This is a genomic window from Actinorectispora metalli (genome assembly GCF_056323685.1).
In genome coordinates, this window is record NZ_JBREYE010000001.1 from 1,908,637 (window position 1) to 1,924,138 (window position 15,502).

At 69.4% G+C, this 15,502-nt stretch carries 12 protein-coding genes and 1 tRNA gene; 9 read left to right on the top strand and 4 right to left on the bottom strand.

The window, feature by feature from the left end; all coding sequences use genetic code 11:
• Window positions 1-61: 61 nt before the first annotated feature.
• A tRNA-Thr gene (locus tag ACU6XJ_RS08770) sits at window positions 62-137 on the bottom strand.
• A 199-nt stretch (window positions 138-336) separates the two neighbouring features.
• Between ACU6XJ_RS08770 and ACU6XJ_RS08775 the strand changes: the two genes are divergently transcribed.
• The 3 genes from ACU6XJ_RS08775 (at window position 337) to otsB (ending at window position 6,417) form a co-directional block, all read left to right on the top strand.
• Window positions 337-1,797, top strand: a complete 1,461-nt coding sequence (locus ACU6XJ_RS08775; RefSeq protein WP_476308380.1) for a threonine/serine exporter family protein — start codon at window positions 337-339, stop codon at window positions 1,795-1,797.
• Between the two features lie 232 nt (window positions 1,798-2,029).
• Window positions 2,030-3,517, top strand: a complete 1,488-nt coding sequence (locus tag ACU6XJ_RS08780; protein ID WP_476308382.1) for an alpha,alpha-trehalose-phosphate synthase (UDP-forming) — start codon at window positions 2,030-2,032, stop codon at window positions 3,515-3,517.
• A 359-nt stretch (window positions 3,518-3,876) separates the two neighbouring features.
• Window positions 3,877-6,417 (top strand): trehalose-phosphatase, encoded by a 2,541-nt coding sequence (gene otsB / locus ACU6XJ_RS08785; protein WP_476308384.1) that lies wholly within the window; start codon window positions 3,877-3,879, stop codon window positions 6,415-6,417.
• Window positions 6,418-6,482: 65 nt separating this feature from the next.
• On the opposite strand, the gene ACU6XJ_RS08790 is transcribed toward otsB, so the two are convergent.
• On the bottom strand, window positions 6,483-7,583 hold the full coding sequence (locus tag ACU6XJ_RS08790) for a LacI family DNA-binding transcriptional regulator (protein ID WP_476308386.1): 1,101 nt from the start codon (window positions 7,581-7,583) through the stop codon (window positions 6,483-6,485).
• A 291-nt stretch (window positions 7,584-7,874) separates the two neighbouring features.
• On the opposite strand from ACU6XJ_RS08790, the gene ACU6XJ_RS08795 reads away from it, so the two are divergent.
• From ACU6XJ_RS08795 to ACU6XJ_RS08810, 4 genes are all read left to right on the top strand, one after another.
• Window positions 7,875-8,981: an ABC transporter ATP-binding protein gene (locus tag ACU6XJ_RS08795; RefSeq protein WP_476308388.1), complete on the top strand. Its 1,107-nt coding sequence runs from the start codon at window positions 7,875-7,877 to the stop codon at window positions 8,979-8,981.
• A gap of 188 nt (window positions 8,982-9,169) precedes the next feature.
• Window positions 9,170-10,120, top strand: a complete 951-nt coding sequence (locus ACU6XJ_RS08800; protein WP_476308389.1) for a metal ABC transporter solute-binding protein, Zn/Mn family — start codon at window positions 9,170-9,172, stop codon at window positions 10,118-10,120.
• 11 nt (window positions 10,121-10,131) lie between these two features.
• Entirely contained in the window at window positions 10,132-10,977 is an 846-nt protein-coding gene (locus ACU6XJ_RS08805) for a metal ABC transporter ATP-binding protein (protein WP_476308391.1), read from the top strand.
• Window positions 10,974-11,813 (top strand): metal ABC transporter permease, encoded by an 840-nt coding sequence (locus tag ACU6XJ_RS08810; RefSeq protein WP_476308392.1) that lies wholly within the window; start codon window positions 10,974-10,976, stop codon window positions 11,811-11,813. The genes ACU6XJ_RS08805 and ACU6XJ_RS08810 overlap by 4 nt, the downstream gene beginning before the upstream one ends.
• Here ACU6XJ_RS08810 and ACU6XJ_RS08815 read toward each other — a convergent pair.
• The gene (locus ACU6XJ_RS08815; protein ID WP_476313871.1) at window positions 11,810-13,093 is read right to left on the bottom strand and encodes an alginate O-acetyltransferase AlgX-related protein; all 1,284 of its coding nucleotides are present in this window, start codon (window positions 13,091-13,093) and stop codon (window positions 11,810-11,812) included. The two genes, ACU6XJ_RS08810 and ACU6XJ_RS08815, sit on opposite strands and share 4 nt — an antisense overlap.
• Before the next feature lie 84 nt (window positions 13,094-13,177).
• Here ACU6XJ_RS08815 and ACU6XJ_RS08820 point away from each other — a divergent pair, with 84 nt between their 5' ends.
• Both ACU6XJ_RS08820 and ACU6XJ_RS08825 read left to right on the top strand, forming a co-directional pair.
• The gene (locus ACU6XJ_RS08820; protein ID WP_476308393.1) at window positions 13,178-13,705 is read left to right on the top strand and encodes an NADAR family protein; all 528 of its coding nucleotides are present in this window, start codon (window positions 13,178-13,180) and stop codon (window positions 13,703-13,705) included.
• Window positions 13,702-14,061: an MmcQ/YjbR family DNA-binding protein gene (locus ACU6XJ_RS08825; RefSeq protein ID WP_476308395.1), complete on the top strand. Its 360-nt coding sequence runs from the start codon at window positions 13,702-13,704 to the stop codon at window positions 14,059-14,061. Before ACU6XJ_RS08820 ends, ACU6XJ_RS08825 begins: the two co-directional genes overlap by 4 nt.
• On the opposite strand, the gene ACU6XJ_RS08830 is transcribed toward ACU6XJ_RS08825, so the two are convergent.
• Window positions 14,058-15,491 (bottom strand): MBOAT family O-acyltransferase, encoded by a 1,434-nt coding sequence (locus ACU6XJ_RS08830; protein ID WP_476308396.1) that lies wholly within the window; start codon window positions 15,489-15,491, stop codon window positions 14,058-14,060. The two genes, ACU6XJ_RS08825 and ACU6XJ_RS08830, sit on opposite strands and share 4 nt — an antisense overlap.
• Between the last annotated feature and the right edge of the window lie 11 nt (window positions 15,492-15,502).

Consider the following 15,502-nt stretch of genomic DNA (forward strand, 5'->3'; position numbering starts at 1 on the left):
GTCACCGAGCGCTGTACGAACTCCCGTCCGACCCCGACCGCTGTCGCAGGTCACAGGGTGTTGGAGCCGGCAAGGGGAATCGAACCCCTAACCTTTCGCTTACAAGGCGAGTGCTCTGCCGATTGAGCTATGCCGGCGCTGTCCACAACGTCTCTCATCGTAAGCCAGAGCGCACCCGAGTTCTCGCACCGGCCGCTGGAAGATCATTCTCGCTGGGTGGAACACCCGGTGTGACTTGCGTCGTCGATGTGACGCCCGAGCACTCCCGTGCGATGGTCGAATTGGAACCGGACCGTTACGCCGCCCGCCGTGGGCGGACTCAACCAGCAAGGAGAGGTGGGCAGAGCCGTGGGTTTCGCCGGTAGGGCCAGAGTCGTCCGGCGTGGTCGCGACCTTCCGGTCGAGACCACGTGGCGGTCGGTGCCCGCCCAGCGAGATCTCGACGTGTCGGACCAGCTGCACGGTCCGGACCTGCCCGACGACTCCCGCATCCACCTCGTGCTCGACCTCGCGCTGCGGGTCGGCGAGGTGCAGATGGCCAGCGGCGCGGGCGCGGCCGATGTGACCGCCACCGTGCTCGCGGTGGCCAACGCCTACGGCCTGCCGCACTGCGAGGTGGACGTCATCTTCACCTCCATCACGGTGTGCTGCCACCGCGGTACCGACGCCGCGCCGATCACGACCCTGCGCGTGGTGCGCAACCGGTCCATGGACTACAGCAGGCTGGCCGCGACCGAGCAGCTACTGCGGCTCATCACCGCGGGCGAGGTCGAGGCGGGTGAGGCCTACGCCGAACTGGAACGGATCACCTCGGCCCGGCACCCCTATCCCCGCTGGGTCGCCACCGCGGCCTGGGCCGCGATGGCCGCCGCCATCGCCGTGCTGATGGGGGCCAAGCTGCCCATCGTGCTGCTCGCGGCGGGCGTCACCGGCGTCATCGACCGGATCGGCAGGCTGCTCAACCAGCGCGGGCTGCCGTTCTTCTTCCAGCAGGTGGTCGGCGGCGCGGTGGCCACCGGGGCGACGCTCGGGCTCTACTCGGCGGGTCTGATCAACCTCCAGGAGTCCTCGCTGGCGGTCGCGGCGGCCATCGTGGTCCTGCTGTCCGGGCTGTCCGTGGTCGGCACCGCCCAGGACGCGATCACCGGCTACAACGTCACCGCCTCCGGCCGGGCCATGGAGATCCTGCTGATGACCAGCGGCCTGGTGGCAGGCGTGGTGCTCGCGGTGCGGTTCGGCGTGGAACTGGGCGTCCAGGACGCCTCGGTGGCCGAACCGCTGCCCGCCACGGTGGCCAAGGTGCCGTTGCAGGCGCTGGCCGGCGGCGCGGCCGCGGCCTTCTTCGCGCTGGCCAGCTATGCCACCCCGCGGCTGTTGGTGGTCTCCGCGACCGCGGGCGCACTCGGCGCCGCCACCTACGCGGCCCTCACCGTCGGCGGTGTGGGGCCGCTGCCCGGCACCGCCGGTGCGGCACTGGTGATCGGCTTCGCGGGCGGGGTCATCTCCCGCCGGTTGAAGATGCCGCCGCTGGTCGTGGCGGTGTCCGGTATGACGCCGCTGCTGCCCGGTCTGGCCACCTACCGCGGCCTGTTCCACCTCGCGGTGGAGGGCAAGGTGTACGAGGGCGTGACGACGCTGATGCTGGCGGTCGGTATCGCCATCGCGCTGGCGGGCGGCGTGGTGCTCGGCGAATGGCTGGCGCAGCCGGTGCGCACCGGAATCGGGCGGTTGGAGCGCCGCTTCACCGGACCCAGGATGGCGGGTCCGCTGCGGCCTGCGCGCAGACGTCTGGACTAAACGCGATCCGCCATGGATAGTTGATTTTGCGCACAAATGTGTGCCTGCGCCGCAATGCGGGTATCAACCGCACATCCGGCCCTGCGGATGAACGCTTCACAAGGCGCCAACCGGGCATGAACGGTCCAGTGTGATCGATGCGACGCCATTAAGCCATGCCGTCGAAATGCCGTTAGCCTCAAAAGCGAATCACCGCGTAGCAGCCCGTGTTCGACAAGGAGGCGTAGACCCGGTGAGCGGCCCCAGTGGGAACATTCGCGGCGGAGTGCAGACGGGAGCCGATTTCATCGTGGTGGCCAACCGGCTGCCCGTTGACCTGGTCTGCGCCGAGGACGGCAGCCAGCGCTGGAAACACAGTCCCGGCGGCCTGGTGACCGCGATGGAGCCCATGCTGCGGGCCCGTAAGGGCGCGTGGGTCGGCTGGCCCGGCGTCTCCGACGTCGCGGTGGACCCGTTCGAGGACGACGGCCTGCACATCCACCCGGTGATGTTGTCCGCCACCGAGGTCGCCGACTACTACGAGGGCTTCTCCAACGCCACGCTCTGGCCGCTCTACCACGACGTCGTCGCGCCGCCGGTGTTCGAACGCCGCTGGTGGGACGCCTACGTCAAGGTCAACCAGCGCTTCGCCGACGCCACCGCCAAGGTCGCCGCCGAGGGCGCCACCGTCTGGGTGCAGGACTACCAGCTCCAGCTGGTGCCCGCGATGCTGCGTGAACAGCGGCCGGACCTGCGGATCGGCTTCTTCCTGCACATCCCCTTCCCGCCGGTGGAGCTGTTCATGCAGCTGCCGTGGCGGGCCGACATCATCCGAGGCCTGCTCGGCGCCGACCTGGTCGGCTTCCACCGCCCCGGCGGCGCGCAGAACTTCCTGTGGCTGGCCCGCAGGCTGGTCGGCCTCGAACCCACCAGGGGCGCCGTCGGCGTGCGGACCAGGCCGGGCGTGGTGCAGGTCGGCGACCGGCCGGTGCGGGTTGGCGCGTTCCCGATCTCGATCGACTCGATGGCGTTGGACCAGCTGGCCAGGCGACGGGACGTGCAGTTGCGGGCCAAACAGCTCCGCGAGGAGCTGGGCAACCCGCAGAAGATCATGCTCGGCGTGGACCGGCTGGACTACACCAAGGGCATCGACGTCCGGCTGACCGCGCTGCGCGAGTTGCTCGGCGAGGGGCGGATCAAGTCCGAGGACGTGGTGATGATCCAGCTCGCCACCCCCAGCCGGGAGCGGGTCGAGCATTACAAGCAGATGCGCGAGGACATCGAGCGCGAAGTCGGCGGCATCAACGGCGAATTCTCCAGGGTCGGTTATCCGGCGGTGCACTATCTGCACCAGTCGGTGGACCGGGCCGAGCTCGCCGCGTTCTACTCCGCGGCGGACGTCATGGTGGTGACTCCGGTGCGCGACGGGATGAACTTGGTATGCAAGGAATACGTGGCCTGCCGGTTCGATCTGGGCGGCGCGCTGGTGCTCTCCGAATTCGCCGGTGCCGCGGCGGAGTTGACCAGTGCATTCCTGGTGAATCCACATGATTTGGACGGCGTGAAGAACGCCTTGGTCGACGCGCTCTCGATAGACCCGGCCGAGGGGCGCAGGCGAATGCGCGCATTGCGCAGGCAGGTGCTCACCCACGATGTCGATCGGTGGGCTAGATCGTTTTTGGAGGCACTCGGCTCGCATATCGCCGACGACGCCGTCGAGACCGAGTCGATCGTTACCTGAATCGCTCCTAGCTGGGAGGTTCCCGGGGTCGGCGAGCCGCCGCCCCGGTGACCGATTCGTCACGTTATGCATTCATGCACGGTCCGGGCGTGGCGACGGAAGCCGAAAACTGTTCGTTTCCAACAAGATCGTAAATACAACAGTAAATCTCAGAATACGGACGCCGGGCAAATTGCCGACCGGGACTCAAGTGTGCCAATAGCGCGTCGTAGTATGCGCGATCTGCATGTCACAACGCCTCCGACGCGCTCGCGAGGAAAGTCACGGAGAAGGTGCCGGGCCGACTCCCGCAAGTGCCTTCGGGACTGGGACACTGCAAGCGTCGCTGTTATCTGGAACACGCATCTCAAGGAGACGGGTTGACCGCCGAAGCCCTGCCCGCGGAGTTGCGCCGCAGCCTGGTCCAACTGGCCAGAACGCCGCGCCTGCTCGTGGCCTGCGACTACGACGGCACGCTCGCACCGATCGTGGAGGATCCGGACAAGGCGTTGCCGCGCACCGAATCTGTCGGTGCGCTGCGAGCCCTTGCCGGTCTGCCCGCCACGACCGCTGCGGTCATTTCGGGCCGGGCACTACGAGATCTGGCCACCCTTTCCCGGCTGCCGTCGGAGGTGAACCTCGTCGGCAGCCACGGTTCCGAGTTCGACGTCGGCTTCATCCACGAACTTCCCCGCGCCGCCACCGAACTGCTGCACCACCTCGGTGAGGAGCTTCGGGTCATCATCGAGGGCGCCGAGGGCGTCGCGCTGGAGACCAAGCCCGCCAGCATCGCGGTGCACGTGCGCCGCGCCGATCCCGAGGTCGGCGAGCGGGTGCTTGACCTGGTCCGCACCGGCCCGGCCCAGCGGGAGGGCGTGCAGGTCACCGAGGGCAAGGCCGTCATCGAGTTGGCCGTCGTGCAGACCGACAAGGGCCACGCGCTGGACGTGCTGCGGCACCAGGTCGGCGCCACCGCGGCCCTGTTCGTCGGCGACGACGTCACCGACGAGAAGGCCTTCGCCCGGCTGCACGGCCCCGACCTCGGCATCAAGGTGGGTGGCGGCAGCACGCTGGCAGGCGCACGCATCGACGACACCGAGGACGTGGCCATCATGCTGGCGTTCCTGGTGGAGGAGCGGCGGCTGTGGCTCTACGGCGAGCAGGCCCCGCCCATCGAGCGGCTGTCCATGCTGGCCAACGAGCGCTCCGTCGCGCTGCTCACCCCGGACGCCCGCCTGACCTGGCTGTGCCACCCCGAGCCCGATTCGGCCGCGGTGTTCTCCGACCTGCTCGGCGGCACCACCGCGGGCCACTTCTCGATCAAGCCGGAGCGCAACGGCCTTCCGCTGGGCCAGCGGTACCTGCCGGGCACCATGACCGTGGAGACCCGCTGGTCGCGGCTGCTCGTCACGGACTACCTCGACCACGCCTGCGACAGCCACCGCACCGACCTGGTGCGGGTCATCTCGGGCAGCACCACGGCGGTCGTGGAGTTCGCGCCGCGGCCGGAGTTCGGCCAGGTGCCGGTCCGGCTGCACCGCGAGCCCGACGGCCTGCGGGTGCTTGGCACCTCCGAGGTGATCGTGCTGCGCTCGCCGGGGGTGGACTGGGAGATCACCTCCGACGGCATGCACGAGACGGCCCGCGCGGTCGTGCAGCCCAGCGGGGACGCCGACTCCTCGGGCGTGATCGTGCTGGAGCTTCGCTGCGGCACAGACGACCTGTCCGCCGCGCCCGTCAGCGAAGCGGACCGCCGCCGCGCCGTGGGCCGGTACTGGTCGGAGTGGCTGAGCGGCCTGTCGCTGCCCGGTGTGGAACGCGACCTGGTCGCCCGCTCCGCGCTGACCTTGCGCGGGCTGTGCCACACCGACACCGGCGGCATCATGGCCGCCGCCACCACCTCGCTGCCCGAGGAGATCGGCGGCGTGCGGAACTGGGACTACCGGTACTGCTGGCTGCGTGACGGCGCGATGACCGCGCAGGCGCTGGTGACCCTGGGCTCCACCGGTGAGGCGGAGGCCTTCCTCGGCTGGCTGCACCGGGTGCTGCAGACCATCCCCGGCCCGGAGCGGCTGCACCCGCTGTACACGCTGGCGGGCACCAACCTCGGCCCGGAGGCCGTGATCGACTCGCTGCCGGGTTACGCCGGTTCGCGGCCGGTCCGCGTCGGCAACCTGGCCAACCAGCAGGTCCAGTTGGACGTGTTCGGCCCGGTGGTGGAGCTGATCGCCACCCTGACCGACACCACCGGCGAGCTGTCGGAGGGCAACTGGGAACTGGTGCACGCGATGGCCGATGCCGTGCAGCGGCGCTGGTTCGAGCCCGACCACGGCATCTGGGAGGAGCGGCACGCGCCGCGCCACCACGTGTACTCCAAGGTCATGTGCTGGGTGACGGTGGACCGCGCGCTGCGGCTGGCCGAGCGCTACGGCAGGGACATCGACCCGAATTGGATCCAGCTCCGCGAGACCATCGCCACCGATGTGCTCAAGAACGGCTGGAACGACGAGGTCGAGTCGTTCACCACCGCCTACGACGGCACCGACCTCGACGCCGCCTCGCTGCACGTCGGGCTGACCGGCCTGATCGACCCGGCCGACGAGCGGTTCCAGTCCACGGTGACCGCCATCGAGGCGGAACTGCGCAGCGGCGCCACGGTCTACCGCTACCGCCGCGACGACGGCCTGCCCGGTGACGAGGGCGGCTTCCACCTCTGCGCGGCGTGGATGATCGAGGCCTACCTGCTCACCGGCCGCCGCACCGAAGCCGAGGAGCTGTTCGAGCAGCTTGTCGACTGCGCGGGCCCCACCGGCCTGCTCCCCGAGGAGTACGACCCGGTGGCCGAACGCTCCCTGGGCAACCACCCCCAGGCGTACAGCCACCTGGGTCTCATCCGCTGCGCCCAACTGCTGGCCAGCTAGCTCTGCCGGAAAGGGCCTTCGGTACGCCACGGCGTACCGAAGGCCCTTTCCTGTTGGCTACCGGTTCAGGGTCCGTACCAGGTTTGGGTGGCGCTCTTCGGCGGGGCCGAGGTGATGCCGGGGATCAGCTCGGTCTCCAAGGTGACGTTGCGGGGGCGGCCGGGGTCGGTGCCGTCCATGAGGAGGCGGCCCGCGGCACGGCCTTTTTCCATCACCGGTTGGCGGACGGTGGTGAGGCCCGCGCGCTCGGCCTCGGTGATGCCGTCGAAGCCGGTCACTGTGATGTCCTGCGGGACGCGCAGGCCGCGGCGGCGGATCTCGGTCATCGCGCCCAGCGCCAGGATGTCGGAGGTGCAGATCAGGGCGGTGATCTCCGGGTCGCGGTCGAGTACCTGGGCGGCGGCGGAGGCGCCGCAGGCCATGGTGTGGTCGAAGCGCTCGGCCACCGGCACCCGGTTCCAGTCGACGCCCGCCGCGGTGAACGCCTCGGCCAGGCCCGCGAGGCGGGCGCGCTGTACGTGGAAGTGCGCGGCACGCTGGCGTTCCAGCGAGACGAAGTCGTCGTTGCGGTCGCGGCCAAGCCGCATGCACACCACGCCGATCCGTCTGTGTCCCAGCTTGATCAGGTGCTCGGCCAGCCGCAGCATCGCGCCGTGGTCGTCGATCTCCACCCTGTCCACACTGGACAGCTGGGGCTGGTCGCAGACCACGGTCGGCACCGGCCGCTGCATCACGGCGGCAAGGTGCGGGTCGTCATCGGGCACCGAGTACACGACGAAGCCGTCGACGCCTGCCCGGTGCACAGCGGCCACGTCCTCCCGCTCGGGGTTGGCGGGCACCAGCAGCAGGCCTTGGCCCGCGTCCTCGCAGGCCAACGCGAGGCCTTCCAGGAAGCCGACGGCGGCGGGATCGCGGAACGCGTAGGAGAGGTTCTCGGTGAGCAGCAGCCCGACCGCCCCGGCCTTGCGGGTGCGCAGCGAGCGCGCCACCGGGTCCGGACCCGGGTATCCCAACCTCCGCGCCGTCTCCAACACCCGCCGTCGCAGTTCAGGGGAAAGTTGATCGGGACGGTTGTAGGCATTGGAGACCGTCGTCCTCGACACCCCTAGCTCAGCGGCAAGGGACGCCAAAGTCGCCGGACGCCGTGAGTTCGCAGGCCGGACCATGGAGCGACCGTAACGGTTCAGAACTTACTGGTGAAGCATTGACGACATCGTTGCCCTAATGAATGTGTATTGAGGCCGGACGGCGGCGAATGATCACCTGTTCGGGCGGCTTTCTGTGGAAGCGGTCCGCGCTGGATTCCAAACCGAGTCACACCAACTAGTGACGCGGCCAACAGGGGCGGGTTACCGTGTCGCGTGGTCTAGACCTTACGGTCGTCGTGCCCTGCGGGGCCTACCGTGAGGTGTGAGTTGGATGGCTCTCCAGCCCAGGTAGCAACTAGGGGAAAACAGATGGCCGAAGTCGCCTACGTCAACGCGTCCCGGGTGTTCGACGGCAGCCCGCCGGTGCGTGCCGTCGACCAGCTTGACCTCACGGTCGCCGACGGGGAGTTCCTGGTGCTCGTCGGGCCGTCCGGTTCCGGCAAGTCCACCGCGCTGCGGATGCTGGCGGGTCTGGAGGACATCGACGAGGGCGCCATCCACATCGGCGGCAAGGACGTCACCAACACCCCGCCCAAGGGCCGCGATATCGCCATGGTGTTCCAGTCCTACGCGCTGTACCCGCATATGACGGTCGCCGAGAACATGGGCTTCGCGCTCAAGCTGCGCGGCGTGCCCAAGGCGCAGATCCGGGAGAAGGTCACCGAGGCCGCCCGCATGCTGGACCTGGAGCGCTACCTGGACCGCAAGCCCAAGGCCCTGTCCGGCGGTCAGCGGCAGCGGGTCGCGATGGGCCGGGCGATCGTCCGCGAGCCCAGCGTGTTCCTGATGGACGAGCCGCTGTCCAACCTCGACGCCAAGCTGCGGGTGGAGACCCGCGCCAACATCGCCGCGCTCCAGCAGCGGCTGGCGACCACCACCATCTACGTGACCCACGACCAGGTCGAGGCCATGACCATGGGCCACCGGGTCGCGGTGCTCAAGGACGGCCTGCTCCAGCAGTGCGACACCCCGCGGGCGCTCTACGACCGGCCCGCCAACGCCTTCGTCGCGGGCTTCATCGGCAGCCCCGCGATGAACCTCAAGACGGTGCCGCTGACCACCGAGGGCATCGCGCTCAACGGCACCACCGTGCAACTGCCGCGGGCGGCGCTGACCGCGGCCACCGAGGAGCGGCTGAGCGAGGTCACCTTCGGGGTGCGCCCGGAGTCGCTGCGGCTGGCCGGGGAAGGCGAGGAGGGCATCGACCTGAAGGTCGGCCTGGTGGAGGAGTTGGGTGCCGACGCCTACGTGTACGGCACCGTGCACATCACCGGCGAGGAGCAGCGCTTCATCGTTCGGGTGGACGGCCGCAAGCCCCCGGTGCTCGGCGAGACGGTGCGGGTGGTGGTCCGCGACGGCCACGATGTGCACCTGTTCCACCCGGAGACCGGACAGCGCCTCTCCTACCAGGCCTGACCCGTTCGAGCTCACCCAGGCGTGTTGCCGGCACAACCGGCGACACGCCTTTGTGCTTTCCGCAACAAGATGGCAACAGCAGGTATCAGCCAGGTCTCCCCCGTGGAGTCGAACAACGATTCGGGCGTATGGTGAATGCGACAACGGTTTCCATTACCTAAAAGCGTCACCACCCGAGGAGTGACCTGATGACCGTGCGTTTCCGGCGGCTTCCCGCGGCGCTGGCCTGCGTGACCACCGCGGCACTCGCCCTGGCGGGCTGCGGCGGCGACAACGCGCAGGCACCCGCCTCGGACAAAATCCAGGTGGTGGCCTCCACCAACGTCTGGGCGAGCGTGGTGCAGGCCGTCGGCGGCGACGCGGTCGAGGTGCGGTCGATCATCAGCGACCCCTCGGGCGACCCGCACTCCTACGAAAGCTCGCCCGCCGACGCGGCCGCGGTGAGCAAGGCGGCGCTGGTCGCGTTCAACGGCGGCGGCTACGACGAGTTCATGACCAAGATCCTCGCAGGCGCGGGCGACAAGCGGACCGTCGAGGCGGCGGCACTGGCCGAGCAGGACAAGCACGCCCCGGCGACCTCTGAGCCCAGCCCGGCCCCCGACGCGCACGATCACGGCAACGAGCACTTCTGGTACGACCTGCACGTGGTGGACGCCTACGCGGGCGAGGTCGCCGCCAAGCTCGGCGAGATCAAGCCCGAGGCCAAGGCCGACTTCCAGCGCGCCGCCGAGGAGTTCGGCACCAAGCTGGACGGGCTGGAGGCCAAGCTCGACGAGATCGGCCAGGCCAGGAAAGGCGCCAAGGTACTGCTGACCGAGCCGGTGGCGGTGGCGCTGATCGAGGATGCCAAGCTCGTCAACGTGACCCCCGAGGCCTTCGCCGAGGCCATCGAGGAGGAGACCGACCCGCCCGCCGCCGCGGTGGCCGAGATCCAGCAGCTGATCAGCGGCAAGGGCGCCCAGGTGCTGATCTACAACCCGCAGACGGAAAGCCCGGTGACCAAGCAGCTTCGGACGAAGGCGGAGGAAAGCAAGCTCCCCCTCGTCGAGATGACCGAGACGCTTCCCGATGGCAAGAACTACCTGGACTGGATGGCCGACCAGATCGCGAAGCTGAACGCGGCTCTCGCCGCAGCCTGAAACGGACGCCGATGATCACCGAGACCAGCGCGACCACCCGCGACGGCCGATGTAGCACCACCCCGGCCGTCCAGCTCAGAGGTGCCCGGCTCAGCTACGGCAGACGGGTGCTGTGGGAGGAACTGGATCTCGACATCGCGCCCGGCGAGTTCCTCGCGGTGCTCGGCCCCAACGGCTCCGGCAAGACCAGCCTCATCCGCGTGCTGCTGGGACTCCAGCCGCTGTCCGCGGGCAACGCCATGATCGGCGGCCGCGAGGTCGGCCGGGGCGCCACCAACCGGCGCATCGGCTATGTGCCGCAGCAGCGCGCGGTGGACCCCACCCTCACCGTCCGCGGCCGCGACCTGGTGGGCCTCGGCCTTGACGGCCACCGCTGGGGCCTGGGCTGGCGCGGTCGCGCCGAGCGCAGGGAGAAGGTCGCCGCGGCCCTGGCCGCGGTCGACGCGGGCGCCTACGCCGAGGCGCCGGTGGGGCTGCTCTCCGGCGGTGAGCAGCAGCGGCTGCGGGTGGCGCAGGCGCTGGTCGGCGACCCCGATGTGCTGCTGTGCGACGAGCCGCTGCTGTCGCTGGACCTGTCGCACCAGCGCATGATCAGCCGCCTGGTGGCCGACCGCTGCCGCGAGCGCGACGCCGCGGTCCTGTTCGTCACGCACGAGATCAACCCGGTGCTGCCGTTGGTGGACCGGGTGCTGTACCTGGTCGACGGGCGCTTCCGGATCGGCACCCCGGACGAGGTGATGACCTCGGAGACGCTGTCCCAGCTCTACCGCACGCCGGTGGAGGTGCTGCGGGTCCGTGGCCGGATCGTCGTCGTCGGCGCCGATGACCGCCCCGACCACCACGTGGAGGGGTCGTGAGCCTCTTCGACGTCACCACCACGCTGGACCTGCTCGGCCTGGACTTCGTGCAGCAGGCGCTGCTCGCCGCGGCGGTGCTCGGCCTGGTGGCCGGGGTGCTGGCGCCGCTGATCGTGGCCAGGCAGATGTCCTTCGCGGTGCACGGCACCGCGGAACTGGCCTTCACCGGCGCCGCCGCCGCGCTGCTGCTGGGCTTGAGCACCGGCGGCGGTGCCCTGATCGGCGCGGTTCTGGCGGCGCTGCTGCTGGGCCTGCTCGCCCTGCGCGGCCGGGAACGCGATTCGGTGATCGGCGCCGTGCTCGCCTTCGGACTGGGCCTCGGCGTGTTGTTCCAGGCGCTCTACAAGGGCCGCACCAGCAACAAGTTCAGCCTGCTGATCGGCCAGATCGTCGGCGTCGACTCGACCGATGTGCTGCTGCTGACCAGCTGCGCGGTGCTGGTGCTGATCGTGATGACGATGATCTACCGCCCACTGCTGTTCGCCAGCGTGGACACCGAGGTCGCCATCGCCCGCGGCGTGCCGGTACGGCTGCTCGGCCCGCTGTTCGCGGTGCTGGTCGGCATCGCCACCGCGCTGGGCGTGCAGACCGTCGGTGCCCTCCTGGTGCTGGCCCTGATGGTCACCCCTGGTGCGGCGGCCGCACGGGTCACCGCGAACCCCGTGCTGGCCACGGTGTTGGCGGTGGTCTTCGCCGAGGTCTCGGTGCTGGGCGGCATCCTGCTCTCGCTGGCACCCGGCCTGCCCGTGAGCGCGTTCGTCACGGCGATCTCGTTCGTGATCTACCTGGCCTGCCGGGTGATCGGCGGAAGCCGGACGCGCACCGTGGCGGTCTAGCGCAGTGGGTGCGTCCGCAGGTCGTTGATCAGCACGTCCACCGCGTCGGGGCGCACCACCAGGTTGAAGCCCGCGGCGAGGTTGCGTTCGGCCATCGCGACCACCACGACCTCGCGGTCCCGCAGCTGCTCGGCGGCCTTGGTGGCCTCGGTGTCCATCATCCCGTAGTGCACCAGCCGCACATCGGTGAAGGCCGCGTTCAGGTAGGGGCCCGCGGCGGCGGTGTAGGAGTCGCCGAGCCAGCCGACCTTCGCGGCCAGCATGCCGGGCACGGCGGGCTGCGTCAGGTGCTGCGGCGCGCGGCTGTAGTCGATGATCGAGGCCGCCGCCTTGTCCGTGCTGCCGTCGGGCTTGAACGAGTACCACAGGTCCTCGTTGGTCTCCGGGTGCTTGATCAGCTTGGACAGGTCGGCCTCCCAGGTCCACTTGCGCTCCCCGGTGATCACCCACCCGCTGGTCGAACCGGGCGCGAGCTGTTCGGCCACCCGCCGGATCATGGTGATGGCGCCGAGGGTCCGCCAGTGCGACTCCTTCGCCGACCACATCGGGAAGCTGTTCTTGCTGTCCGCCTCGGTCAGCAGCTGCCGCAGGTCGATCCCGTTGTTGGCCTTGGCCAGTTCCCAGAAGCGCCTGGTCTGCTCGGCGTGGCAGGTCCGCCCGACGAACCGGTCGGGCAGCTTGTCCGGCACCATGGTCGACTTGTCCGGCGGGATGACCAGCACGAACTTCCGGCCTGAGGACTCCACCGCCGCCCGAAGGCGGTTGAGCTGCCGGAACGACTCCTCATGCGGCTGGGTCGGCCTGCACTTGCCCTCGACGTCCGGCCCGTAGTACAGCCAGCCGTCCTTGCCCTCCACCACCTTCGGGTAAGGCACCGACTTGTCCAGCTCGTCCTGGTTGGCAGGCGGCGCGACCGGGCCCACCGGCCCCCCGCTGCTGCCGCCCGGCACGTCCGGCAGCGCCTCGCCGAAGATCCCCCGGCTGATGCCGTCGGCCGCGGAGACCGCGTCACCGCGGAACACCAGCTGGTCGGTCGCCCACTGCGACAGGGCGGGGAAGAACTGGGCGCCCTTGCTCAGGCTGGGGAACTCGGCGAGCTTGCGGTTCTCGAACTCGCCCGCCCGCGCCCCCAGCCCATAGCTGAGCAGCGGCACCGCGAAGAACAACACCGCGATCACCAGGGCCGTGGTCTGACGCACGCCGTGCCGAGGCCGGTACATGGGGTGCTCGGTCGGCAGCCACGCCTCGTGCACATAGAAATTGGCAGGCTCCTGCGTCATCACCCGAACAAGGTAACCAATTACCGATTTCGCCGAGGTGAGTTCCGCTCATTTCCGTCGGTGCCCGCCGCCACACTGGTGGCCATGACCACCGTGGAGGCACTGATCGCCGCGGAGCGCCGCGGCGAGACACCCGACTACCTGTTCTTCTGGGGGCACCGCGCCCTCGCGCCCGGCTGCCTCAGCCAATGGTGGCCCGCGCCGTTCACCGTGGACGGGGTCCGCTATCCGACCGCCGAGCACTACATGATGGCGGGCAAGGCCCGCCTTTTCGGCGACGGGGAGATCGAGCGGCTGATCACCACGGGCGAGGACCCCGCCGAGGCCAAGCAGCTCGGCAGGCGGGTCCGCGGCTTCGACAAGGCCGTGTGGGTCGAGCACCGGTTCGACCTGGTGGTGCGCGGCAACGAGGCCAAGTTCGGGCAGCACCGCGAACTGGGCGACTACCTGCTCGGCACCGGTGACCGGGTGCTGGTCGAGGCCAGTCCCGAGGACACGGTGTGGGGTATCGGCCTGGCCGAGGACGACCCGCGGTGCGCCCGCGCGGCAAGCTGGCGGGGTGAGAACCTGCTCGGTTTCGCGTTGATGGAAGTCAGGAGCCGAATCGCATGAGCGAGAACCCCTTGGAGCGGTTGCGGCGGCTGTGCCTGGCGCTGCCGGAGACCACCGAGCGGCTCAGCCACGGTGAGCCGACCTGGTTCATCCGGGGCAAGAAGACCTTCGTGACCTACGCCGACCACCACCACGACGACCGCCTGGCGTTCTGGTGCGCCGCCCCGCCCGGGGCGCAGGAGGCGCTGGTCGCCGCGAACTCCGACCGCTTCTTCGTACCGCCCTACGTCGGCGTCCGCGGCTGGCTCGGCGTGCGGCTGGACGTGCCGGTGGACTGGGACGAGATCGCCGAATTGGTCACCGACGCCTACCGCTGTGTGGCGCCCAAACGCCTGATCGCCGAACTCGACGCCTAGAACTGGTAGTAGAGGAACGGGCTGAAGGTGCCGGTGGCCACCAGGATCGCCGCGTAGGCCAGGCCCACCGTCATGACGCTGAGGCGGACCACGGTGGCCGGGGTGCTGCGGACCGACTCCAGGTAGGGGCCGGTGACCGGCTGGGCGGGCAGGACGAAGATCAACGCGGCCACCAGCAGCAGGAGCAGGCGCTGGTTGGTCAACGCGGTGGCGACCACGTCGTTGAGGCCGGTGACGTCGGGGACCAGCATGTGCCACAGCACGTTCAGCGCGGTCTGGATGTCCGGGGCGCGGAAGAAGACCCAGCCGACGATCACGATCAGCAGGGTGCCCGCCCGGCGGGCCCACACCACCCTCGGGTTGGTCGGTGCCCGGTCGAGGCCGAACAGACGCTCGATCACCAGCCAGGCGCCGTGGTATAGGCCCCACACCAGGAACGTCCAGTTGGCGCCGTGCCAGAACCCGGTCAGCACGAACACGATGCCGAGGTTGCGGTACGTCTTCGCCTTGCCCTGCCGGTTGCCGCCGAGCGGGATGTAGACGTAGTCGCGGAACCAGCGCGACAGCGACATATGCCAGCGGCGCCAGAATTCGGTGATGGTGACCGAGGAATAGGGTCGGGCGAAGTTCTCCGGGAGGCGGAAGCCGATCATTCTGGCCAGTCCGATCGCCATATCGGAATAGCCGGAGAAGTCGAAGTACAGCTGCAACGTGTAGCCGATGGCGCCGAGCCAGGCGATGGACCAGGTCATCTGGTCCGCCGGGGTTTGGAAGCAGGCGTCGACCAGCGGCGCCAGCGAGTCCGCGATGACGACCTTCTTGGTCAGGCCGAGCGCGAACCGGGGAAAGCCCGCGGCGATGTCGTCCAGCCGGTGTTCGCGGCGCTGCGGAAGCTGGTCGGCGATTTCCCGGTACCGCACGATGGGGCCCGCCACCAATTGCGGGAACATCGCGATGTAGGTGATGAACGAGACCGGGTTGCGCAGTGCGGGACGTTCACCGCGGTAGATGTCGACCACATAGGAAATGTGGTGGAACGTGTAGAAGGAAATGCCGATCGGCAGGGCCAGTTCGATGACCGGGAATCCCCCGCCGAGCCAGCCCGCGATGGTGTCCGCCTGCTGGGTGGCGAAGCCCGCGTACTTCCACACCACCAGCACGGCCAGATCGAAGCCGATCACGCCCAGCAGCAGGTTGCGGCGGCGCTTGCGGTCCAGCGCCCACTCGTCGGGTTCCAGATGCGACCCGACGAGGTAGTTCACCAGGATGCAGGCCAGCAGCAGGAACGTGGTGCCGCCCGCGCCGCTGGCGTAGAACAGCAGGCTGGCCACCGCGACCACGCCGTTGCGCCAGCTTCTCGGCAGCAGCAGCACGCCCACCAGCACGAGGGGCATGAAGTACCACAGGAAAAGCGGACTCGCGAACGACATGGCTGGACAGG